Source organism: uncultured Alcanivorax sp. (genome assembly GCF_947258575.1).
GTDB lineage: Bacteria > Pseudomonadota > Gammaproteobacteria > Pseudomonadales > Alcanivoracaceae > Alcanivorax.
Genome location: NZ_CAMYIV010000002.1, coordinates 300,026 through 321,663 on the forward strand (window position 1 = coordinate 300,026; position 21,638 = coordinate 321,663).

Sequence of the window (21,638 nt, forward strand, 5' to 3'; positions counted from 1 at the left end):
GTATACTGCGCGGCAAAATTGCATCCTGCCACGTCTCTATCACTGCCTTTCCGATCCTATGCAACCCACCGAACTGTCAGACCTGCTTGCCCCTTATCTGGTTCCCTCCACGCCGACCCGGCACCGCCTTTTTCATGGCCGGGGAAAAACTGTGCCGGCCCTGGAATGGTTGACCATCGACTGTTTTGCGCCAGTGATGGTCGCCACCGTATTCCGGGCCCAGGACGAGGCCATTCTGAAAGCACTGGAGACCAGCCTGACAAAAGCGCTGACCGACCAGGGCTGTGACACTCTGGTGGTACAGCATCGCTATGACGGCAAGGCGGAGAATGTGCTGGTGTGTGGCGAGCTGCCCGAGTCGCCGCTGGCGGAGGAAGGCGGGTTGGTCTACAAGCTGGATTTTCATCGCGGGCAGAATCTGGGGTTCTTTGCCGATATGGCGCAAGGACGGCGCTGGATCCGCGAACGCGCCGAGGGCAAAAAAGTCCTCAACCTGTTCAGCTTTACCTGCAGCTTTTCCGTGGCGGCCCTGGCCGGTGGTGCCGATTCGGTGGTGAATATTGATCTCTCCGACCCGGCGCTCAGACTGGGGCAGCAGAACCATGGGCTCAACGGGTTCGAGGATGCCAAGGTGCATTACCTGCCGCACAACATTTTCCGCAGCTGGAAAAAGCTTCACAGCCTGGGCCGTTACGACATCATCGTGATTGATCCCCCCAGCGCCCAGAAGGGCAGTTTCATGGTGGAAAAGGACTATCCGAAATTACTGAAGAAGCTGCACAAGTTGCTGGCCCCGGAGGCGGAGATCCTGGCCTGTGTGAATGCCCCCTGGCTGGACTACGGGTGGCTGGAAGCCTGTGTGGAGGCGAATCTGACGGGAGCAGAGCGGGTAGGGCGGTTACCGGGGGCTCCGGGCTTCGACGAAGCGGGGGAAACGGCCTTGAAGACGGTGCATTATCGCTACCGGCGACCGGCAGATCTCGATAGCTGAGCTGGATCGCTGGCTCCTGCATTCCAACAGCTACCGTAGGGTGCACTGAGCCTAAGGCGAACTGCACTGATCCGGCGTTTGATGGTGCAGTTCGCCTTAGGCTCAGTGCACCCTACGCATAGGCAACGGGCGGGGCTTAAAAGCCGTCTTCGTTGACGAAGTGCGGGTTGTCATTCTGCTTGAGCAAATCGGCAAACTCTTCGGCCTGTACCGGCTGCGGATTGCGTGACAGCAGATAACGGACTACCGCAGTGGTGCGCACTGAATCCTGAGCGCGAATAGCCTGCAGGAACTGTTCGGCCAGGGTGGCTTTTTCGTGTTTTACGGTGGCGGGGAGTGTCGGGTCGGTGTTGTCGAAGCGCAGTTCACTGAGGGCGGTGAGCAGCACAAACGCCTTGTTGGTCAGTACGGCCTGCTCGATGCCTTCCTGAAAGATGGTCGCTTCATAACGCAGCAACCCTTCCTCCGCCAGCCACAGCATAGCCCCCAGGCAGGCCATGTGGCGGCTACTGTGCAGGCCCACATCGTCCACTTCCGTGGGCCCGATGATGTCTTCCACGTACAGCGCGCCAGGGCGCGGGAAGCTCATGTAGGCCTGCATGAGAATGCGGGCAACGTCATGGCTGAAGTCGTCGATGTGCAGGTGTGACATGGGCGGCTCTTTCAAGCAAATGTAAGAGCGTCGTTGGCGGCGCGATAAGCCAAACCAGGATCAAAAGCATTTTCACCACAGAGGGCACAGAGCACACAGAGAAAAACCTGTCTTTTCCTCAGTGATTTCTGTGCCCTCTGTGGTAAATACCGCTTTTCAGATTTTGGGTTATCGTGCCGCCAGCGACGCGCCTACAGGCAAATTTTATTTTTTTCGTGCCCGATCCAGATAACGGGCAATGCGGCCGATGGAATCTTCCAGATCATCCACCCGAGGAAGGAAGACCACACGGAAGTGATCCGGGTCTGGCCAGTTGAAGGCGGTACCCTGAACGATCAGGACCTTTTCTTCGCGCAGTAAATCCAGCGCAAAGGCCTCATCATCCTCGAAGGGGAAGACCTTCGGGTCCAGCTTCGGGAACAGATACAGGGCAGATTTGGGTTTGACACAACTGACCCCGGGAATGGAATCCAGCATTTCCCAGGCCAGATCCCGCTGGCGCCCCAGGCGCCCGGTGGGCAGCACCAGATCACCAATGCTCTGATAGCCGCCCAGAGCCGTCTGGATGGCATGCTGGCTGGGCACGTTGGCGCACAGGCGCATGCTGGCCAGCATATCGAGCCCTTCGATATAGCTCTCTGCCCGGTGTTTGGCGCCTGAAATCACCATCCAGCCAGCGCGGAAACCGGCTGCGCGATAATTTTTGGACAGGCCGTTGAAGGTGATAAAGAGAAGATCGTCAGCCATGGAGGCGATAGAGGTGTGCTCTTCGCCGTCGTAGAGGATCTTGTCGTAGATCTCGTCGGCGAACACGATCAGGTTGTTTTCCCGGGCAATCTGCAACAACTCCTGCAGCATGGCTGGTTCATAGTTGGCGCCTGTGGGATTGTTCGGGTTGATGATCACCAGGGCCTTGGTGTTCTTGTTCACCTTGGCACGGATATCGTCCAGTGACGGTTGCCAGTCTTGCTGTTCATCGCACAGATAGTGAACCGGGGTGCCGCCGGACATGCGCACCGCAGCGGTCCAGAGAGGGTAGTCCGGTGCTGGCAACAGCACTTCATCGCCGCTATTGAGCAGCGCCTGCATGGACATGACAATCAATTCGGAGACGCCGTTGCCGATGATCACATCATCCACGGTGACGCCTTCGATGCCCTTGGTCTGGGTATACTGCATCACCGCCTTGCGGGCCGGGAACAGACCCTTGGAGTGGCAGTATCCGGTGGAATCCGGCAGGTTGCTGATCACGTCCTGAAGCAGCTCTTCCGGTGCCTCGAAGCCGAAGGGGGCAGGATTGCCGATGTTCAGCTTGATAACCCGGTGACCTTCGTCTTCCAGGCGATGGGCTTCACGCAGCACCGGGCCGCGAATGTCGTAACATACACCGCGCAGTTTGTCGGATTTGTTGACGTGGTATTGGTCGTTGGTCATGCCGGTCCCGTTGAATTGGATAGAGCCAAGAGGCTGATTCTACAATGTCCCCAAATTACTGTATATCGACCTGAATCCCTGACTTCATCGCGACGTCTGGCGCAAGGAATTATTCAGAGGTTCCCAAGCCTTTGCCGCCACGCTCAAATCACGGATTCAGGTATCGAGTTACTACAAACAAAACGCAACCGGAGTAAAGCGTGACCCCATTCAAGGATTTGCTGGCCCTGGCGGTAAACCGCAAGGGGTCTTTAAAAGCGGTGAAGGCGGAACTGCCTGGCGTGGCGGATGCTGAGCTGTTGCGCAGCCGCGATGATGCGTTCTATTTTTCGGCGTTGACCCGGCGCATTTTCCGGGCCGGGCTCAAGCATTCCCTGGTGGACAACAAGTGGCCGGCGTTCGAGGAAGCTTTTTTCGGGTTTGATCCGGAAAAACTGGTGCTGATGCCGGACACCATGCTCGATGACCGCATGCAGGACACGCGCTTGATTCGCCACTGGGGCAAGATGAAAGCCATCCGCCATAATGCCCAACTGGTGCTGGATCTGGCCGAAGAATACGGCAGTGTTGGCAACTGGCTGGCGGATTGGCCGGCGGATGACACCGTGGGGATGTGGCTGCTGCTAAAGAAGCGTGGCAAGCAACTGGGTGGCAACTCAGGCGCCGCCTTCCTGCGCATGGTGGGGCGCGATACCTGGTACCCCACCGGTGATGTGATTGCTGCCTTGAAGGCCCAGAACATCATCGACAAACCCCCAGCCAGCCAGCGTGACCAGCGGGCCGCACAGGCGGCGTTCAACGTCTGGCAGCGGGAAAGTGGTTGGCCACAGGCTCATATCAGCAAGGTACTGGCGTTCACGATCGGTTGAGGCGGTGTCAAAGGCGTGAGGTCCTTGATGGCGGCAACCATTTAAATGATAATGCCTCTCCTTTCTATTTCGAACCTGGTTCAATTATGGTTGATGTTGCCGCCAAGGCCCGTTTTAGCGCGCTGCTGATCACGCTTTTCTCTTTCTGCCTGCCGGCGTTTGCCAATAACCAGACTGCGCTGGTGCAGCTGGTTGAATACGTGGGAGCGGATTACATCAATGCCGTGGTGGATGGCGATATCGTCAGCCCGGAAGAGTACGCCGAGATGGAAGAGTTTACCGCTCTCTTGGCGCAAGGGGTGGCTCAGCTCCCCGCCGCTGATGGCAAGCAAGACTTGCAAGATAAGGCGGATGCCCTGCAACAGGCGGTGATCGACAAGGCCACGGAACCGCGAATCAAGGCGCTGGCCCAGTCTGTCCGTGCCACCCTGGTCACCGTCTACGGTATCCCGGTGTCACCAAAAGCGGCGCCGGACCTGGAGCGCGCCGCCGAGCTGTATCAAACCCAATGCGCCGCCTGCCATGGCGAGCAAGGCCGGGGTGATGGGCCCGCTGGGGCGGCTTTGGAACCGGCTCCCACCGACTTTACAGCCGTCTCCCGCTATAACGGCCGTTCATTGCTGGGTCTGCATACCACCATCACCCAGGGGGTGGATGGCACCGGTATGGCCGCCTACAGCGATACCCTCAGCGACAAAGACCGCTGGGCCCTGGCGTTCTTCGTGGGGGCCAAAGCGGTCAGCGATGAGATGGCCGAAAATGGCAAGGCCGCCTTCAACCGGATTCCCGGCATGCAGACTTCCCTGACCCTCGATACGCTGGTGGCCCAGGCCCCGGAAGATGTGCTGAAAGAGCAGGGTGAGCAGGCCTATGCCGCTCTGGGCTATCTGCGTCGGGAGCCGTCAGCACTGTTCAACGAAAACCGCTTTATTGCCTTGAGTGATGAGCGTTTGCATGAAGCCGAGCAGGCGTACCGCAGCGGTGATCACCAGGCAGCCCGGAGCGCTGCATTGTCCGCCTATCTGGACGGTTTCGAGATGATTGAGCAGCAGTTGGCGGCGGTGGATGGTGACCTCATGCGCCGGGCCGAGGCGGACTTCATGGCTGTGCGTGAAGCCATTGATCGACGTCACGAGGCCGACATTGTCAGTGAGCGGGCGGCGACAGCCCGGGCCTCCCTGGCGGCAGCCGCGGATGCCTTATCCGGAGACGGCTTGAGCCCTGCGGCAACCTTTTCCGCCAGCTTCTTCATTCTGTTCCGCGAGGGGCTGGAAGCCCTGCTGGTGGTGGCAGCCCTGCTTACCTTTACCCGCAAGGCCAATGCGGCAAGCGCCACCCGCCATATCCATCTGGGCTGGGTCGCTGCGCTGCTGGCCGGCGGCCTGACCTGGTACGCAGCCAACTCCCTGATTACCTTCAGTGGCGCCTCCCGGGAAATGACCGAAGGGGTGGCCGGGGTGGTCGCGGCGCTGATCCTGTTCTATGTGGGTTTCTGGATGCACAGCAACAGCCACAGCCAGAAGTGGCTGGGGTATATCCGCAACAAGGTGGACGATGCCCTGGGTAGTGGCACCATCTGGGTGCTGACGTTTGTGTCCTTTATTTCGGTGTATCGGGAAATTTTCGAAACCATCCTGTTCTACCAGGCCCTGTGGAGTCAGGTGACGACGGCGACCCAGGCCTTCGTGTTTTATGGTATCGGTGCGGCTGTGACAGCCCTGGCGGTGGTCTGTTTCCTGTTCTTCCGCATTGGTATGAGGCTGCCCCTTAGCCTGTTCTTCCGGGTGACCAGCCTGGTGCTGCTGGTGCTCTCGGTGGTGCTGTTGGGCCGAGGCATTGCCGCCCTGCAGGAAGCGGGTGTATTGGATGCCTATTACCTGGGGGTACCGACCATCGAGTGGTTGGGTTTCTTCCCTACGGTGCAGGGCGTGACGGCGCAGGGAATGGCTGTGTTGCTTGGTGTTCTGCTGTGGTTACGGGGAAGCAAGCCGGACTGATGGGGGCTCCTGCAATGCCTGGGGGTGTGTACGGTGCCATTATCGGGAATAATGCCCGGCAGTATCAGAGCGGAGCGCTTAGCTCCGCTTGGCCCGACAGGTCGGCGCTTGCCCTGCAGACGGCCAGTTGCCCTCAGATTGAAAGCGGTACCCCATGTCACAAACCAAAATCAGTTTTCTCGGCATCGGTTTGATGGGCGCGCCCATGGCGGCGCGTCTGCTGGACGCCGGTTTCTCCCTGACCCTCTGGAACCGCACAGCGGAAAAGGCGCAGGCCTTGGGCGAGCGTGCGCGGCTGGCTGTCAGTCCGGCGGATGCGGTTGCCGAGGCGGATGTGGTGATCACCATGCTGGAAAACGGCACGGTTGTGGATCAGGTGCTCTATCACAGTGGTGCCATCAATCAGCTTCGCCAGGGCGCCCTGGTCATTGATATGAGCTCCATTGAGCCCGCCATGGCCCGCCGTCATGGGGCATTGGTGGAAGCGCAGGGCGGGACTTACCTGGATGCGCCGGTTTCCGGTGGCACCCGGGGCGCAGAAGCCGGCAACCTGTCGATCATGGCCGGCGGTGGCGATGAGGGTTTCGTCCGTGCCGCTGAGGTACTGCAACCCATGGGCATCGTGACCCATATCGGCCCGGTGGGTAGCGGTCAGCTAGCCAAGCTTGCCAATCAGGCCATTGTCGGTATCACCATTGGCGCCGTGTCAGAGGCCCTGTTGCTGGCAGCCAAGGGCGGGGCTCGGCCGGAAAAGGTCCGTGAGGCCCTGTTAGGCGGTTTTGCCGGCAGCAAAATTCTCGAGCAGCATGGCGAGCGTATGCTGCAGCGTAATTTCGAGCCCGGAGCGCCGGCGCGGATTCAGCTCAAGGATCTGCGCATGATCCTGGATGAGGCTCGCCATGAAGGCCTGACGTTACCGCTCAGTCAAAGGGTGTTCGAGCAATACCGGGCATTGCTCGCCAGCGGTAATGGCGAGGTGGACCACAGTGGGCTGTTGCTGGAACTGGAGCGGCTCAATGGCGTCCGACTAGGCAGCGCTGACGAGGAACACTGATGCCACGATTTGCCGCCAATCTGTCTCTGCTGTTCACTGAGTTGCCGTTTCTGGATCGCTTTGCTGCCGCCGCTGACGCTGGCTTCCAGGGCGTGGAGTTCCTGTTTCCCTATGACTGGCCGGCGTCGACGTTGGCGCAAAAGCTGCAACAGCATCATCTGACCCAGGTACTGTTCAATCTGCCACCAGGGGACTGGCAGGCCGGTGAGCGGGGGATTGCCTGCTTGCCTGACCGGGTAGAGGAGTTTCGCGAAGGGGTGTTTCAGGCCTTGGAGTATGCCGATGTGCTGGATTGCCAGCGGATCAATTGTCTGGCGGGCATTCGGCCGGGCTCACTGCCTGCTGATATCGCGTTCCAGACCCTGGTGGAAAACCTGCGTTTTGCTGCGGATCTTTTGGCGGCTAAAGGAAGGACCCTGACGGTGGAAGCGATCAATTCGAAAGTGGATATGCCGGGGTTCTTTATCGATACGTCTGTTGCTGCCATGGCGGCGATCGAGGCAGCGGGGCGAGAGAATATTCGGATACAGTTCGATCTCTACCATATGCAAATCATGGAGGGGGATCTGTGTCGTTCCCTTTCCCGACTTTGTCCCCATATAGGACATATTCAGTTTGCCGATAACCCGGGGCGTCATGAGCCGGGTACCGGCGAAATTCATTTTGATAGGGTGTTTGCCCACCTTGATACGCTTGATTATCGGGGCTGGGTCAGTGCGGAATATCGTCCGCAACAGGACACCGAGACCAGCCTTGGCTGGTTCAGACCAGGGACTCATTGATTGATGATGCAACTTAACTGGGGCGGCAAAATTATTCTCGGCCTGCTGGGGATGCTGGTGGGCGGGCCTATCGGCCTGGGTATCGGGGTGCTGATCGGGCACATGCTGGACAAGGGTGCGGCCCAGGTGCAGAGCTTTCGCCCGCAACAGGGAGAAGTGCAGAAGGCCCTGTTCGATACGGTGTTTTCCATCATGGGGCATCTTGCCAAGGCGGATGGCCGGGTCAGCGAGGATGAGATCGCCCAGGCCAGGGCAGTGATGGATCGCATGCAGCTCAACGAGGAACAGCGCGCTGAAGCCATTGCCCTGTTCAATCGTGGCAAGGAGGCCGATTTCCCGCTGGATGCCACCGTGGCGGACTTCGCCGCTACCGTAAAACATCGCAAGCAACTGATTCTGGTGCTGCTGGAAATCCTGCTGCAAGTGGCCCTGGCTGATGGCCAGATTGATCAGGCGGAAGAAGATGTTCTGGTTCGGGTTGCAGAAGGGCTGGGTGTGCCGCGGGCCCAGTTTCAGCAAATCCTCAACATGCTGCTGGCCCAGGCCCAGTTCTCCGGTGCTGGCGGAGCCTATAGCGGCGGGCGCAGTGCTGCCGGTCCATCGCGGCCATCACTGGGGCAGGCCTATCAGGTGCTGGGTGTCAGTGAGTCGGCGTCCAACCAGGAAATCAAGAAGGCCTATCGCAAGCTGATGAGCGAACATCACCCGGACAAGCTGGCGGCGAAAGGGGTGCCGGACGAGATGATCCGCATGGCCACCGAGAAGACCGCAGAAATCAGCAAGGCCTACGATATGATCAAGGAAAACCGGGGCTTTAAGTAGGCGGCACAACAGGAAATACGCCCACTGTTGGAGCTTTGCTTGCAAAGCTCCAACGGTTAACCGCCGAGTGCCGCGTCAGGCCGGTTGCGATATTTCAATAGCTCACGCTGGGTAGCCGGTCCACTTTTGGGATCGACCAGCCACTGCTCACCAGATCGCTTTCTCCCGTCCACCATCGATTCAGCAACCGGGTTGCCAGATCGGCACGAGCCCGGCCCTCCAGACGCTGGCTGGCTTCGTGATAGGCGGGCTGATAGCGCAATCGCGGTGGTAGTCGGCGGGTGATGTCCATTAGCCGGTTCAGATGCTTCTGGTAGGCTCGGTGGCTGTCAAGGCCGGTTTGCGGTAACTGGAAGGTCTGTCTCAGGTGTTCGGGGACCTGGAAAGAAGCCAGCGGCAAGTACTGTCCATAGGGCAGTCGGCCCGGGTAGCCCTGCTCGCGAATCAGGTCGTGGCCCAGCTGGCGGCGTCGATCACTGATCGGGCCATGGTGGTTGAAACGACGTTTCCACCAGCGCCGATGGGCGTGCCAGTCTGCCGGTCGCCGGCTTTCGGGAATTCCCATGACCTGCGCCAGCAACATGGTTTCCTCGAACAATCGTTCCTGATGCGCGGTATTCAGTGGCTCTATAACCTCCTGGTACACAGTCAGGCAGGAGTCCATCCAGGCTGTCAGCGCATACAGCAGGGTTTCACTGTCATCCACGTCGAACAGGGTCTTGCGTCGCATGCGTGGGCTATCCAGTGTCAGCAATGCCTGGTCCAGGTTGCCGAAGACCAGTTTCAGCATGAACACCTGGGTGTGCTGAAGTCGTTGTACCAGATCATGGGAATCTGCCAGTAACTGGGACAGGCGACTGTCCGCCAGTGCCAACAGCACCACTCGGCCATGTGCCAGGGAGGTGAGGTTCTCGCGCATCAATTGCCAGCAGATGGAGCCGGGGCCGAACAGGCCCGCGTCGGGCTGATGGCATTGTTCGCTGGCCTGGATCAAGCCGTTCTGGATATGGTCGCGGGTCAGTAATTGCGGTAACGCCATGTGCACGCCTCCTTTGTGCAGTGTGGGTTCCGACTACCTACCGTGCTGGGCGGTGACAACGTAGCGCTATAATTTCATCTTACGGGCCTGCCTGATTGAATCTAATCAGGAAATGTGGTGATTTAATGATGTATGGGAACAGTGGCGCAGTTTTTTGTGTCCGAGAGTTAGACGTAGCCCTTACCGGGTTACGCAACGTTACCGCAAAGGAGAAATGTCCATGTTGGGAGAGAATCACAGCATCCACCATGAATTTCCGGATCAACACCAGAAGATCGATGATCTGGTAAGCCATGACCCCGGATTCAAGGCGCTGGTGATGGAGCACGACAAGCTGGACAAGCAGATACGAGGCCTTGAGATGCGTGAGAGCCCGATTGCTGACCTGGATATGGAGCGCTTAAAGCGGGAACGAATCAGGCTGAAGGACGAGGTGTACCATCGTCTCAACAATGAAGCGAGCTAGTTTTATTGTTTGAGAAAAAGTCTTAAATTTCCGTTACGAGTCCTGAAAAGCAGGCTTTTTTTGCTCTTCGTGACTCGCCACAGGCAGTGACGTAGGGCACCTAGAAATCCACCCTTCCTGACACAATGAACTGGACATCGTCGACTTCGTCCTGATCTACCAGTGGTGCTGCTACATCCAGATGCAGCACCCGATCCACTCTGAATTTACTGGGGCTCAGGCGTAGTCCCAGTCCCGCGTTAGCCAGGGTGCTGCCGCGGGGCTCACCCTGTTCCCAGGCTTGCCCGGCGTCCACATAAACGGCTCCGCCCACATAGGCCAGGTTGAAAATTTGCCAATTGGTAAAGCGGCGTCGCTCAACGGAAAAGACCCAGCGGCGGTCGCCACGCTGATAGTTGGTTGGGTAACCGCGAAGGTTATCGTTGCCACCAATGGTCAGTTGTTCATCCTGACGCAGATTGCTACCGGCGTTCAGATTGAGGCGCGCGAACCAGCGATTGTTCTGGTTGAGGAAATAGTAATAACTGAGGTTTCCCCCATAGATGGTGCTGACAAAATCATCGTCTTGATAACGCCCGCTTGCAGACAAGCCGCTGCGAAACAAGTGATGCTTGCGAATAAAGCGGGTGTTGTTGGTGCTCATGTTGAAAATGATCGACTCGGCATTGCTGCCGAGGGATTCGCTGGCGTGCCCCACACGCGCAAAGTGATACCAGCCCAGGCGAATGTCTTCCTGACGCTGGGCGCGGTTCAGATTTGAGGCTACCAGATGCTGGTTCTCCTGATATTCCAGGGACAACCAGGGGTACACGCGACGCTCGTCCTCGGGCAGCGAGGTGGTTTCGTCGGGGACCGCGCTAAAGCGTTCCTCTTCGTCGGTGATCCCCAGCCGCCAGCGGATAACAGCTTTTTCCTTAACCCCCGGCGACCAGCCAATAAACGCTTCGTAACGGTTATCCTCAAGACGATAGCGATTGACCGTCTGATCATTTACCTCGATGCGTTCCAGCAGGTTTTCCCGCTGTACGTCGACGCCGCCAGACCAGTGGCTGTTCAGTTGATAGAAGGGCCGTACCAGGCCGCCTGACAGGGATTCACCGTCACTGGCATTGGTATAGCTAAGATTCAGTTGTACCCGCGCGGGGAGCAGAGGGTTGCGGTAACTGAAGAAATGGCCGCTGCGGTCGGCATCATCGAAGTAGCCGGTGGCGACCCTCTGGCCGCTGCCCAACAAATTACTTTCCGTGAAACCGGCGCTGGTGCTGTCATCGCCGCCGGAACGCGATGCCGAGGCAGAGGGTGAAAAAGTCCACACATCCCTAACTACCACCAACAGGTCTATGGTGTCTGCACAGACCTTGTGGGGGACGATCATGGCATCGACAAGATAGTCGTTACCACGCAGTAGTCGTTCATTTTCCCTGAGGCGATCCCGTTCAAGCGACTCACCACGGGTCAGGATCATCTGCTTTTGCAGGGTGCTTTTTCGTGTCTCGATATGCAGAAAGTTGGCTGCCCGATACAGCCAGTTATCCTCAGCCGGATCGTCTTCGTTGAAGATGGGCAGCACGGTGTAGTGAATCTCGCCGATGGAACGTCCCTGGTAGTCACTGAAGTCCACGTTCTGGCGGGTCTCGACAAATTCAAACAGGGCAGGATCACCGTAATCGTAGATAACGTTACAGCTTTCATCCGGGGAGGAGGCCCAGCTCGGCAAGGGCAACAACAACAGGAATGCCGTCAGCCAGGAAATGCCAAACCCGGCCCGGGAGAGTTGTTGCCGCTGCGTACCGGGACACAGTGCCTGCATGAACGAACGCCTTACCGGGAGAGCTTTCACTCTACAAAGCCCTCGACGGGAATGACAAGTTTTCTGCCGTACCTGGCACTCTTTCATGTTATTCCAATGTCAGGGTGGCGCTCGGCTCGTCCAGTTGCTGGCGGGCGTAGTTACCTGGCGCAAGCCCCTGGCTGTCCTTGCTGTAGAACAGCCGGGTAACAAAATAAAACTCCTGGCCAAAGGGTATGTCCGTCAATGAAAAGCCCACATTGGGAAGCTGGCCAGGGAAACGTTCAGGGTCGTTAACTAGTGAAGCATCATCCTGGTAGAGCAGACGGGCAGGGGTATCAAAGCCCTTCAGGAACGCCAACTGGGCGAGCAGATCAAAACCACGGCCAGTGCTGAACCATATCCAGTTGTCACCGCCCAGCGGTTTGTCGAGCATGGCCTTTTCGGCGTCGGACAACCGACCATCCGTGATCGCAAGATGATTGCCGGTCCAACTGGTCATCAGTTGGCTGTCATAGAGGCCATTGCCGTCCAGGGAAATGTCCAGTGCCGGGCGTTTCACAACGGTTTCGGCGATGCCGGGCAGGGTGAAGCGACTATGGATCTCCATCTGTTTGGGCATCACCAGAAAATAATTGTTGATGCGCAGCACGGGAACCTTGGCAACGGTTACCGACGTGGACGCGTAAACCAGCGCTGCCAGAGGGCCATTGATGACCTGTTTGACCTTGGGGTCCAGGTTGTTGTTGCTCAGGGTGATCCGGTTGTTTTCTCCGAAGAGACCGGCACTGAGGCGTAATTTAAGGGTATCGAGAATGCTCTGTCGCTCACCGTTTTCGCCTTCAAAGCCGCGAAAGTAAAAGTCGCTCCAGTTGAACAGGTTGCCGCCCGCCATGCTCAGTGCATAGTCGGTGCTTTTGATGGTCATGGACTGCGGGTCGAACTGAACGTAACGATCAGTATTCTGCAGGTAGGCATTCTTGATCAGGTAAAAGTAACGGGTTTGGCCACCTTGTTCCACGGCCAGTTCTGCTGCCACCTGTTCGGTAACCGGGCCATCAAGGGGTTGGCCGCCATCTTCAAAACGCAGCAGCAGGCGATCCTCGGCATCGATCCGCAGGGGGTCGCCAACCGGGCTGGTGCTGTCATCTTCTTCGAAATAGGGGTAGCCCTGTTCTGACCATTGCACCCACTGATGCGGCACGGGCGCCAGCCGCCCATCCTGAATGGTGAAGAACGAATAGAGCCCGCTCTGCTTTCCATGCAGGGTTTTGAAGGTTTCGCCGGTAAGCGTAATGATCTGCGCGTGCAAGGTGCCGGACAGAGCCGGCAAAAGGAACAGCAGGGCAGCTGCCAACGTCGGCAAGCGTTTATTATTCTTCATGTTTTACATCACTGGGCCGGTATAAGCCTACATGATGCGCGTTTAAACCGGGCCGTCAATGGCCCGGTAAACGGACGGTCATTTTGCCAACTCAGGCCGGTTGCAAAAATGCTCAAGTGCCTGCGGATTGGCCAGGGCATTGCGGTTGGTGACCGGGCGTCCGTGGATCACTTCCCGGACTGCCAGTTCGACAATCTTGCCGCTCACGGTGCGTGGAATTTCGGGCACCTCGGCAATCACCGCCGGCACATGGCGGGGCGTGGCACCTTCACGGATCGCTTTGCGGATTTGCGTCTGCAGTGCCTCGCTGAGATCGACGCCATCGGCCAGCACCACAAACAGCACCACGCGCACATCCCCTTGCCACTCCTGGCCGACCACAATGGCTTCGCGGATCGCATCCAGGGTTTCCACCTGACGGTAGATTTCTGCGGTGCCGATGCGAACGCCGCCCGGGTTCAGCACCGCATCGGAACGGCCGTGAATGATCAGCCCGCAGTGTTGTTCATGGGGAACCAGCTGGGCGTAATCCCCATGGGCCCAGACGCCGTCAAAACGGGCGAAGTAGGCCTTGTGGAAACGACTGCCATCCGGGTCGTTCCAGAACTGTATCGGGCAGCAAGGGAAGGGCTGTCGACACACCAGCTCGCCTTTGCTATCCGCCAGGGGAGCGCCGTTGTCGTCAAACACGGCCACGTCCATGCCTAGGCCCGGGCACTGCAATTCGCCGCGGTATACCGGCAGCAACGGATTGCCCAGAGCAAAGCAGGAAATGATATCGGTGCCGCCGGAAATGGAGCTGACCAGCAGATTCGGTTTCACCTGCTCATAGAGATAGTCATAACTCTCGTGGAGCAGGGGAGAGCCGGTTGAGAAGAGCGTTCGCAGGGTAGACAGATCATGGCTTTCGCGGGGCTTGAGGCCGGATTTCTCCACGGCCTGGATGAACTTGGCGCTGGTACCGAAATGGGTGATGGCTTCGTCATCCACCAGATCGAACAGCCGGGCAGTGTTCGGGTAAGCCGGGTTGCCATCGTAGAGTACCAGGGTAGCGCCGGTATGCAGTCCACACAGCAACCAGTTCCACATCATCCAGCCGCAGGTGGTGAAATAGAACAGGGTGTCATCCGCGCCCACGTCCGCATGCAGCTGCAATTCCTTGGTCTGTTGCAGCAGGGTGCCGCCGGCGCTATGAACGATGCACTTGGGCTGCCCGGTAGTGCCGGAGGAATAGAGAATAAACAGCGGATGATTGAACGGCAGTGAGGCGAAGTCCGGTGCCGGCCCGGCACTATCCAGCCAGGTTTGCCAGATCAGTGCTCGTCGCACCGGCGTACTGTTGCCTTTGCCGGGCACCACCACCATCAGTTCCGGTTTCAGGGCGTAATGCAGGGCGTCGATACGCTCGCCAAGGTCGATCCATTTGCCGTTGTAGTGGTAGCCATCACAGGCCACCAGCACGGTGGGTTCGATCTGGCCGAAGCGGTCGAGCACGCCGGATACACCGAAGTCCGGCGAACAGGATGACCATACCGCGCCTATCCAGGCTGCGCCCAGGGCGGCGATCACCGTCTCAATGCGATTGGGCATGTAGCCGGCGACCCGGTCACCGGGTTTCACGCCGGCAGCCTGCAATTGGGCGGCGACCTTGCCGGCGGCCACTCGCAGGTCGGCGTAACTGACCTGGGTGCGGGTGCCGTCTTCCAGCACGCTTATCAGGGCCGGGTGGGTATCGTTGCGGTGTAACAGGTTTTCCGCATAGTTCAGCTGCGCTTGGGGAAACCAGCGGGTGTCCTGGAAACGGTCGCGGCGGGTCAGTACGGTGTCGCCGGGCTCGCCCACCAGACCACAGAAGTCCCACACCTGTTGCCAGAATGCCTCCGGCTGCTCCACTGACCAGGCATGCAGAGCATTATAATCGACCAGCGGTTGGCCGCTGTGGTGACGGGCCTGTTCCCAGAATCTGGCCAGCCGGCTGTTCTGTTGTGCTTCACCCGGTTGCCAAAGCGGTGCGGACATTGTGTTCTCCCAAGTGTCAGGTGTCCGGCAGCAAGTGTCCGGCGGTTTCAATCAGCTCGGTAATACGGCCGGATGGCCGCGACTGTCTCAAGCCTCAGCGGTCTCTTCAAATTCCACCAGCAAGGTGCCTTCGCTGACGCTGTCGCCGACGGCCACATGAAAATCATGGACTGTCCCCGGCACCGTAGCGCGCAGGGTGTGCTCCATCTTCATGGCCTCCAGTGTAATCACCGCATCGCCAGCAGCAACGGTATCGCCGGCCGACACGTGCAGGGCCACGATAGTGCCGCTCATGGGCGCGATGAAGCCGGCTTCTTCGTCGTGCCGGGCACTCTCACGGCTGGGGTTCAATGTGACCGCACGGGCCTGGCCGGCCACGAACAACAGCAGGGTGTTGTCATCCTTGCGGGCATAGCGTGCGCGCAGACCGTTGTTACCCCAGTGCAGGTTGATGGTCTGCGCATCCATTGTCGCAACAAGGGGGGCCTGCTTGTCGCCCACAGACGCGGAGCCATCTTGTTCGCGGACCGTGATCAGGTCGCCATCGACCTGAAGCAGGGTTTGCCGGAAACGTCGGCCCAGCGGCCGCCAGCCCTGCAGGCTTTGCCAGGGGGAATCGCCGGTGTTGTCGGTGGCGAATACCTGGCTGGCAGCCAGGGCCAGCAGCTCGGGGGCCGTCTGCGTGGCCTCCAGCAGTTGCGGGCGGTGTTCCAGAAGACGGGTATCCAGTTCGCCACCGGCAAAGGCTGCGTCGTTGAGTACCCGGTGCAGGAAAGGGGCATTGTGATGGATGCCGCTCAGTTCCAGGGCTTCCAGAGCCGTGATCAGTTTCTGGCGGGCCTCATTGCGTGACGCGCCATGGCAGATCAATTTGGCGATCATGGGATCATAATGGTCGTCTACCCGATCGCCATTTTCATAACCGGCATCCACCCGGGCCACTTCATGGGGCCAGCGCAGATGGCTGAGCAGGCCGGAGGAGGGCAGGAATCCCTGCTCCGGATTTTCCGCGTAGAGACGCACTTCCATGGCGTGGCCGTGACGCTCGATCTGATGCTGCGCTTTGGGCAGCGGTTCGCCGGCGGCGACGGCGAGCTGCCAGGCAACCAGGTCTTCGCCGGTAATCATTTCCGTCACCGGGTGCTCTACCTGCAGACGCGTGTTCATTTCCATGAAGTAGAACTGGCCATCGGGACCGTAGAGGAACTCGACGGTGCCGGCACCGCGATAATCAATGGCCTTGGCCGCTTGAACTGCGGCGTTGCCAAAGGCGTCCCGGGTGGCCTCATCCAGGCCAGGTGCCGGGGCTTCCTCAATGATTTTCTGATGGCGACGCTGTACCGAACAGTCGCGCTCGAAAAGGTGTACGGCGTTGCCGTGATTGTCGGCGAATACCTGCACTTCCACATGGCGAGCCGTGGGCAGATAGCGCTCCAGCAGTACCCGGTCATCGCCGAAGGCACCGCGGGCTTCGCGGCGTGCTGCCGCCAGCGCTTCGGAGAACTCGCCGGCGTTGTTGACCACACGCATGCCCTTGCCGCCACCGCCGGCCACCGCCTTGATCAGAAGCGGGAAACCTACCTGCTCACTGGCACGAACCAGGTCGTCATCACTGGCGCCTTCTTCGTCGAAACCGGGCAATACCGGCACACCGCTGGTTGCCATCAATTGCCGGGCGGCGGCCTTGTCGCCCATGACGTCGATGGCGCGGGCATTAGGCCCGACAAAAATGATGCCGGCGTTTTCGCAGGCGGCGGCAAAGGCAGTGTTCTCGGAAAGGAATCCGTAACCCGGGTGAATGGCATCGGCGCCGGTATCCTTGGCGGCGGCGATGACCTTGTCGATGACCAGGTAGCTTTCCCGCGCCGGGGCCGGACCCAGACAGACCGCCTGATCCGCTTCACGCACATGGGGCAGGGTGGCGTCGGCCTCGGAGTAGACCGCCACGGTGGCAATACCCTGCTGGTGGCAGGTGCGGATAATACGCCGGGCAATTTCGCCACGGTTGGCGATCAGGAGTTTTTTTATCTGTGCCATGTTGTTGCCTTTGTCCTGCCGCAGGAGCGTCGCCGGTGGCGCGATTCCGGCGTGGGTTGCCGCGCCGCCAGCGACGCTCCTGCGGATAGTGGGTCAGATCCAGTTCGCTGTTCGTTTTTCCAGAAAGGCGCTCAGTCCCTCCTGGCCTTCTTCGCCGGTACGCAGCCTGGCGATCAGGTTGGCGGTGTCGTTGAGCATGCTCTGACCGATTGGGCCGTCACTGACGCGGGCGATCAGGTTGCGTGCTTCGATCTGGGCACGGGGGCCGGCGCTGAGCAGGGCGGTGATGAGGTTGCTGACCGCCTCATCCAGTTCGCTCTCCGGTACCACTTCATGGGCAAGCCCAAGCGCGACTGCCTTACTGGCAGGAATGACCTCGGCCGTCATGAAATAGCGATTGGCCTGCCGGGCGCCCATGGCGCGCACCACATAGGGGCTGATCACCGCCGGTACAATGCCCAGTTTTACCTCGCTGAGGCAGAAGCGGGCATTGTCGGCAGCCACCGCCATGTCGGCGGCGCAGATCAGGCCCAGCGCGCCGCCAAAGGCCGCGCCCTGCACCCGGGCGATGACAGGTTTGGGGCACTGGTCGATAGCCTGCATCAGCCGCGCCAGTTTCAGTGCATCGTCGCGGTTCTGTTGCGCATCCAGTTTGCCCATGGCGCGCATCCAGTTCAGGTCTGCACCGGCGGAGAAATGCTTGCCCGTGGCCTGAAGCACCACAATGCGCACGCTGTCATCGTTACCGGCTTTTTCAAAGGCCTCGGTGAGCGAGGCGATAATGGTGTCGTCGAAGGCGTTGCGCTTGTCCGGATTATCCAGAGTGATTTGCGCCACACGGTCTTTGATCTGTGTCGTTACGCTCATGTTATACGTCCGATGTTCTCGTAGGGTGCACTGAGCCTAGGGCGAACTGCACCGTTACGGCGTTGGATGGTGCAGTTCGCCTTAGGCTCAGTGCACCCTACTTGTGGTCTTTGCTTGCCGCGTGAAGCGTGCAAGTATCTCTTAATCACATCCGAAACACGCCATAACGCGTCTCTTCGATCGGTGCGTTCAAGCTGGCTGAGATGGCCAGCCCGAGGACATCACGGGTATCCGTCGGGTCAATCACGCCGTCGTCCCACAGTCTCGCGCTGGCATACCAGGGTTGCGCCATCTCTTCGTAGCGCTCGGTCATATCTGCCTGGAATGCGGTTGCTTCCTCGTCACTCCATTGCTGGCCTTTCTTCTTCAGCGACGCCTGCTTTACCTGAGTGAGAACGCTGGCGGCCTGTTCGCCCCCCATCACGCAAATACGGGCATTGGGCCACATGAACATGAAGCGCGGATCATAGGCGCGCCCGCACATGCCGTAATTGCCGGCACCGAAACTGCCACCGGTGATCACTGTGAACTTGGGCACGCTGGCACAGGCCACGGCGTTGACCATCTTGGCGCCGTGTTTGGCGATACCTTCGGATTCGTATTTCTTGCCCACCATGAAGCCGGTGATGTTCTGCAGGAACAGCAACGGAATCTTTCGCTGGTTGCACAGCTCGATAAAGTGCGCGCCTTTCTGGGCAGATTCGGAGTAGAGCACGCCATCGTTGGCGAGAATGCCCACCGGGTAGCCATGGATATGGGCAAAGCCGCACACCAGGGTGGTGCCATAGCGGGCCTTGAATTCATCTAGCTCGGAGCCGTCTACCATACGGGCAATCAGTTCCCGCGCCGGCATGGGCTGGCGGGTAGTGGTGGGGATGACGCCGTATAGCTCGGTGGGATCGTAGGCCGGCGGGCGGACCGGTTGACGGTTTACCTGATCCGGCTTGTGCCAGTTCAGGTGCGCGATGGAACGGCGTGCCAGCTCCAGGGCATGGGGTTCGTCGTCGGCCAGATGGTCGGCCACGCCGGATTGTTCGCAGTGCAGGTTGGCGCCGCCCAGCTCTTCGGCGGTGACCACCTCGCCGGTGGCAGCCTTCACCAGTGGTGGGCCGGCCAGGAAGATGGTGGCCTGTTCCTTCACCATGATCACTTCGTCGGCCATGGCCGGCACGTAGGCGCCGCCGGCGGTGCAGGAACCCAGTACCACACTGATCTGGGGAATGCCCCGGGCGGACATGTTGGCCATGTTGAAGAAGATGCGACCGAAGTGATCCCGGTCCGGAAACACTTCGTCTTGGCGGGGCAGGTTGGCACCGCCGGAATCCACCAGATAGACACAGGGCAGACGGTTTTCGGCAGCAATGGCCTGGGCCCGCAGGTGTTTTTTCACGGTGAGCGGGTAGTAGCTGCCGCCTTTCACCGAGGGGTCATTAGCGACGATCATGCATTCCACGCCGTGGATCTGACCGATGCCACCCACACAGCCCGCTGCCGGAACGTCTTCACCATAGACACCTTCGGCGGCCAGGGCGGAAATCTCCAGGAACGGTGAGCCTGGATCCAGGAGAAGATTGATGCGCTCGCGCACCGGCAGTTTGCCGCGTTCGCGCAGACGCTGTTCGGCAGCCTCACCTCCGCCGTGGGCGATGTGGTCCAGTTTTTCCTGCAGCTGCTGGCGCAGTGTCAGGTTGTGTTCCCGATTGGCCTGGAATTCCGGGCTGGCGGGATTGATCTGGCTATTGATCTTGGGCATGGGCGCCTCACAAAACACTGTTAACCACAGATGGCACAGAGCACACAGAGTAAAAAGATTCTTCTCAGTGAACGCTGTGCTCTTTGTGGTAAATCATCTTTTACGCTGTTTCGTTAAACAGCTCACGGCCGATCAGCATGCGGCGGATTTCACTGGTGCCGGCGCCGATTTCATAGAGCTTGGCGTCGCGCAGCAGGCGGCCGGTGTTGTAGTCGTTGATATAGCCGTTGCCGCCCAGGGTCTGGATCGCTTCCAGGGCCATTTTGGTGGCGTTCTCGGCGCAGTAGAGGATTACGCCGGCGGCATCCTTGCGGTTGGTCTCGCCGCGGTCACAGGCCTGGGCCACGTGATAGAGATAGCTGCGGCTGGTGTTGAGCATCACATACATGTCGGCGATCTTGCCCTGCATCAGCTGGAATTCGCCGATGGCCTGGCCGAACTGTTTGCGTTCATGGATGTAGGGCACCACCTCATCCATGCAGGCCTGCATCACGCCCACCGGACCACCGGACAGAATGGTGCGCTCATAGTCCAGGCCGCTCATCAGGACCTTTACGCCCTCATTTTCCTTGCCAAGGATGTTCTCGGCGGGGACTTCGCAGTCTTCGAACACCAGCTCGCAGGTGTTGGAGCCACGCATGCCCAGTTTGTCGAGCTTCTGGGCCCGGGAGAAACCGGGGAAATCACGCTCGACGATGAAAGCCGTGATGCCACGGGGGCCAGCGCTGCTATCCGTCTTGGCATAGATCACGTAGGTATGGGCGTCAGGGCCGTTGGTGATCCACATCTTGTTGCCATTGAGGATGTAGCGGTCGCCTTTCTTTTCGGCGCGCAGCTTCATGCTGACCACATCAGAGCCGGCACCAGGCTCGCTCATGGCCAGAGCACCGATGTGCTCGCCGCTGATCAGTTTAGGCAGATACGTGTCTTTCTGTTCAGCGCTACCGTTGATGGCAATCTGGTTAACACACAGATTGGAATGGGCACCGTAGGACAAGCCGATGGAGGCAGAGGCGCGGGAGATCTCTTCCACCACGATGGTGTGAGCCAGATAGCCCATATTGGCGCCGCCGTATTCTTCGCCGGCAGTGATTCCAAGAAGCCCCAGATCACCCATTTTCTTCCACATCTCCAGAGGGAACTCGTTGCTGCGGTCGATCTCGGCGGCGATGGGCGCGATTTCCTTCTGGGCGAAGGCGCGAGCCGTATCACGCAGGGCGTCAATGGTTTCGCCCAGGTGGAAGTTGAAGGTGCTGTTAAACATTTTCCTTGGACTCCAGTTGGTTAAGACTTTCCAGGCAGCGTTGTTCGGCGTTATCCAGTTCCTGTTGCAGTAGCTGGATGTCACGCAGTTGCTGATCAAGCTGTACGCGGCGCTGGTGAATTTTTTCCTGCAGGGCAAGCAGCTGGGATCGGTTATCGCTCTGGGGCTGGTACATGCCGATTAGCTCGCGGGATTCGGCCAGCGAGAAGCCCAGGCGCTTGCCACGCAGAATCAGTTTCAGGGTGACCCGGTCGGCAGGGGTGTAGACCCGTGTCTGCCCACGACGCTCAGGGGCTACCAGGCCCTGGTCTTCGTAAAAGCGGATGGTGCGGGTGGTGACATCAAATTCCCGGGCCAGCTCGCCGATGCTGTAGGTCTGTTTTTTGCTCATGGTAAAAGAGTAGGGGAAGTTTACGTTA

Annotated in this window: 18 protein-coding genes; 7 read left to right on the forward strand and 11 right to left on the reverse strand. The window is 59.2% G+C overall.

All coding sequences use genetic code 11. The annotated features are described in order from the left end of the window. Nucleotides 1-58 precede the first annotated feature (58 nt). Nucleotides 59-991 (forward strand): class I SAM-dependent methyltransferase, encoded by a 933-nt coding sequence (locus Q0Y02_RS01515; protein ID WP_297763384.1) that lies wholly within the window; start codon nucleotides 59-61, stop codon nucleotides 989-991. Between the two features lie 136 nt (nucleotides 992-1,127). Here Q0Y02_RS01515 and Q0Y02_RS01520 read toward each other — a convergent pair whose 3' ends face one another. Together Q0Y02_RS01520 and Q0Y02_RS01525 are read right to left on the reverse strand one after the other, a co-directional pair. Next, complete coding sequence (locus Q0Y02_RS01520; RefSeq protein WP_297763387.1) at nucleotides 1,128-1,643, reverse strand: hypothetical protein; 516 nt, start codon at nucleotides 1,641-1,643, stop codon at nucleotides 1,128-1,130. 204 nt (nucleotides 1,644-1,847) lie between these two features. Continuing rightward, on the reverse strand, nucleotides 1,848-3,077 hold the full coding sequence (locus tag Q0Y02_RS01525) for a pyridoxal phosphate-dependent aminotransferase (protein ID WP_297763390.1): 1,230 nt from the start codon (nucleotides 3,075-3,077) through the stop codon (nucleotides 1,848-1,850). Between the two features lie 200 nt (nucleotides 3,078-3,277). On the opposite strand from Q0Y02_RS01525, the gene Q0Y02_RS01530 reads away from it, so the two are divergent. The 5 genes from Q0Y02_RS01530 (at nucleotide 3,278) to djlA (ending at nucleotide 8,601) form a co-directional block, all read left to right on the forward strand. Then, on the forward strand, nucleotides 3,278-3,946 hold the full coding sequence (locus Q0Y02_RS01530) for a DNA-3-methyladenine glycosylase I (protein ID WP_297763393.1): 669 nt from the start codon (nucleotides 3,278-3,280) through the stop codon (nucleotides 3,944-3,946). A gap of 86 nt (nucleotides 3,947-4,032) precedes the next feature. Next, a complete protein-coding gene (locus Q0Y02_RS01535) occupies nucleotides 4,033-5,943 on the forward strand; it encodes an FTR1 family protein (RefSeq protein ID WP_297763395.1) in 1,911 nt (636 codons plus the stop codon). Between the two features lie 154 nt (nucleotides 5,944-6,097). Then, complete coding sequence (locus Q0Y02_RS01540; protein WP_297763398.1) at nucleotides 6,098-6,997, forward strand: NAD(P)-dependent oxidoreductase; 900 nt, start codon at nucleotides 6,098-6,100, stop codon at nucleotides 6,995-6,997. Then, a complete protein-coding gene (gene hyi, locus Q0Y02_RS01545; protein WP_297763401.1) occupies nucleotides 6,997-7,779 on the forward strand; it encodes a hydroxypyruvate isomerase in 783 nt (260 codons plus the stop codon). The genes Q0Y02_RS01540 and hyi overlap by 1 nt, the downstream gene beginning before the upstream one ends. A gap of 3 nt (nucleotides 7,780-7,782) precedes the next feature. Further along, nucleotides 7,783-8,601 (forward strand): co-chaperone DjlA, encoded by an 819-nt coding sequence (gene djlA, locus Q0Y02_RS01550; protein ID WP_297763404.1) that lies wholly within the window; start codon nucleotides 7,783-7,785, stop codon nucleotides 8,599-8,601. A 94-nt stretch (nucleotides 8,602-8,695) separates the two neighbouring features. Here the strand turns inward: djlA and Q0Y02_RS01555 are convergent, their stop codons facing one another. Then, nucleotides 8,696-9,640, reverse strand: a complete 945-nt coding sequence (locus Q0Y02_RS01555) for an oxygenase MpaB family protein (RefSeq protein WP_297763407.1) — start codon at nucleotides 9,638-9,640, stop codon at nucleotides 8,696-8,698. A 220-nt stretch (nucleotides 9,641-9,860) separates the two neighbouring features. Between Q0Y02_RS01555 and Q0Y02_RS01560 the strand changes: the two genes are divergently transcribed. After that, a complete protein-coding gene (locus Q0Y02_RS01560) occupies nucleotides 9,861-10,106 on the forward strand; it encodes a YdcH family protein (protein WP_297763409.1) in 246 nt (81 codons plus the stop codon). 100 nt (nucleotides 10,107-10,206) lie between these two features. Here Q0Y02_RS01560 and Q0Y02_RS01565 read toward each other — a convergent pair whose 3' ends face one another. The 8 genes from Q0Y02_RS01565 to Q0Y02_RS01600 all read right to left on the reverse strand — a co-directional run bounded on the left by Q0Y02_RS01565 (nucleotide 10,207) and on the right by Q0Y02_RS01600 (nucleotide 21,610). Then, nucleotides 10,207-11,916: a ShlB/FhaC/HecB family hemolysin secretion/activation protein gene (locus Q0Y02_RS01565; protein ID WP_297763411.1), complete on the reverse strand. Its 1,710-nt coding sequence runs from the start codon at nucleotides 11,914-11,916 to the stop codon at nucleotides 10,207-10,209. Between the two features lie 88 nt (nucleotides 11,917-12,004). Further along, nucleotides 12,005-13,279, reverse strand: coding sequence for a hypothetical protein (locus tag Q0Y02_RS01570; protein WP_297763414.1), 1,275 nt, complete (start codon nucleotides 13,277-13,279; stop codon nucleotides 12,005-12,007). Nucleotides 13,280-13,357: 78 nt separating this feature from the next. After that, the gene (locus Q0Y02_RS01575; RefSeq protein ID WP_297763417.1) at nucleotides 13,358-15,298 is read right to left on the reverse strand and encodes an acetoacetate--CoA ligase; all 1,941 of its coding nucleotides are present in this window, start codon (nucleotides 15,296-15,298) and stop codon (nucleotides 13,358-13,360) included. Nucleotides 15,299-15,385: 87 nt separating this feature from the next. Next, nucleotides 15,386-17,335 (reverse strand): biotin carboxylase N-terminal domain-containing protein, encoded by a 1,950-nt coding sequence (locus tag Q0Y02_RS01580; protein WP_297763420.1) that lies wholly within the window; start codon nucleotides 17,333-17,335, stop codon nucleotides 15,386-15,388. Nucleotides 17,336-17,428: 93 nt separating this feature from the next. Next, entirely contained in the window at nucleotides 17,429-18,202 is a 774-nt protein-coding gene (locus Q0Y02_RS01585) for an enoyl-CoA hydratase/isomerase family protein (protein ID WP_297763423.1), read from the reverse strand. A 145-nt stretch (nucleotides 18,203-18,347) separates the two neighbouring features. Then, nucleotides 18,348-19,955 carry a carboxyl transferase domain-containing protein gene (locus Q0Y02_RS01590; RefSeq protein WP_297763426.1) on the reverse strand — a complete coding sequence of 536 codons (1,608 nt, stop codon included), beginning with the start codon at nucleotides 19,953-19,955 and terminating at the stop codon, nucleotides 18,348-18,350. Nucleotides 19,956-20,055: 100 nt separating this feature from the next. Further along, nucleotides 20,056-21,219 (reverse strand): isovaleryl-CoA dehydrogenase, encoded by a 1,164-nt coding sequence (locus Q0Y02_RS01595; protein WP_297763429.1) that lies wholly within the window; start codon nucleotides 21,217-21,219, stop codon nucleotides 20,056-20,058. Then, nucleotides 21,212-21,610, reverse strand: a complete 399-nt coding sequence (locus Q0Y02_RS01600) for a MerR family DNA-binding transcriptional regulator (protein WP_297763432.1) — start codon at nucleotides 21,608-21,610, stop codon at nucleotides 21,212-21,214. Before Q0Y02_RS01600 ends, Q0Y02_RS01595 begins: the two co-directional genes overlap by 8 nt. Between the last annotated feature and the right edge of the window lie 28 nt (nucleotides 21,611-21,638).

Coding starts and splice junctions, on each gene's coding strand:
- djlA (WP_297763404.1), top strand. CDS start 7,783: ATGATGCAACTTAACTGGGGCGGCAAAATTATTCTCGGCCTGCTGGGG.
- Q0Y02_RS01580 (WP_297763420.1), bottom strand. CDS start 17,335: ATGGCACAGATAAAAAAACTCCTGATCGCCAACCGTGGCGAAATTGCC.
- Q0Y02_RS01535 (WP_297763395.1), top strand. CDS start 4,033: ATGGTTGATGTTGCCGCCAAGGCCCGTTTTAGCGCGCTGCTGATCACG.
- Q0Y02_RS01565 (WP_297763411.1), bottom strand. CDS start 11,916: ATGCAGGCACTGTGTCCCGGTACGCAGCGGCAACAACTCTCCCGGGCC.
- Q0Y02_RS01515 (WP_297763384.1), top strand. CDS start 59: ATGCAACCCACCGAACTGTCAGACCTGCTTGCCCCTTATCTGGTTCCC.
- Q0Y02_RS01555 (WP_297763407.1), bottom strand. CDS start 9,640: ATGGCGTTACCGCAATTACTGACCCGCGACCATATCCAGAACGGCTTG.
- Q0Y02_RS01585 (WP_297763423.1), bottom strand. CDS start 18,202: ATGAGCGTAACGACACAGATCAAAGACCGTGTGGCGCAAATCACTCTG.
- Q0Y02_RS01540 (WP_297763398.1), top strand. CDS start 6,098: ATGTCACAAACCAAAATCAGTTTTCTCGGCATCGGTTTGATGGGCGCG.
- Q0Y02_RS01570 (WP_297763414.1), bottom strand. CDS start 13,279: ATGAAGAATAATAAACGCTTGCCGACGTTGGCAGCTGCCCTGCTGTTC.
- Q0Y02_RS01520 (WP_297763387.1), bottom strand. CDS start 1,643: ATGTCACACCTGCACATCGACGACTTCAGCCATGACGTTGCCCGCATT.
- Q0Y02_RS01600 (WP_297763432.1), bottom strand. CDS start 21,610: ATGAGCAAAAAACAGACCTACAGCATCGGCGAGCTGGCCCGGGAATTT.
- hyi (WP_297763401.1), top strand. CDS start 6,997: ATGCCACGATTTGCCGCCAATCTGTCTCTGCTGTTCACTGAGTTGCCG.
- Q0Y02_RS01595 (WP_297763429.1), bottom strand. CDS start 21,219: ATGTTTAACAGCACCTTCAACTTCCACCTGGGCGAAACCATTGACGCC.
- Q0Y02_RS01560 (WP_297763409.1), top strand. CDS start 9,861: ATGTTGGGAGAGAATCACAGCATCCACCATGAATTTCCGGATCAACAC.
- Q0Y02_RS01590 (WP_297763426.1), bottom strand. CDS start 19,955: ATGCCCAAGATCAATAGCCAGATCAATCCCGCCAGCCCGGAATTCCAG.
- Q0Y02_RS01575 (WP_297763417.1), bottom strand. CDS start 15,298: ATGTCCGCACCGCTTTGGCAACCGGGTGAAGCACAACAGAACAGCCGG.
- Q0Y02_RS01525 (WP_297763390.1), bottom strand. CDS start 3,077: ATGACCAACGACCAATACCACGTCAACAAATCCGACAAACTGCGCGGT.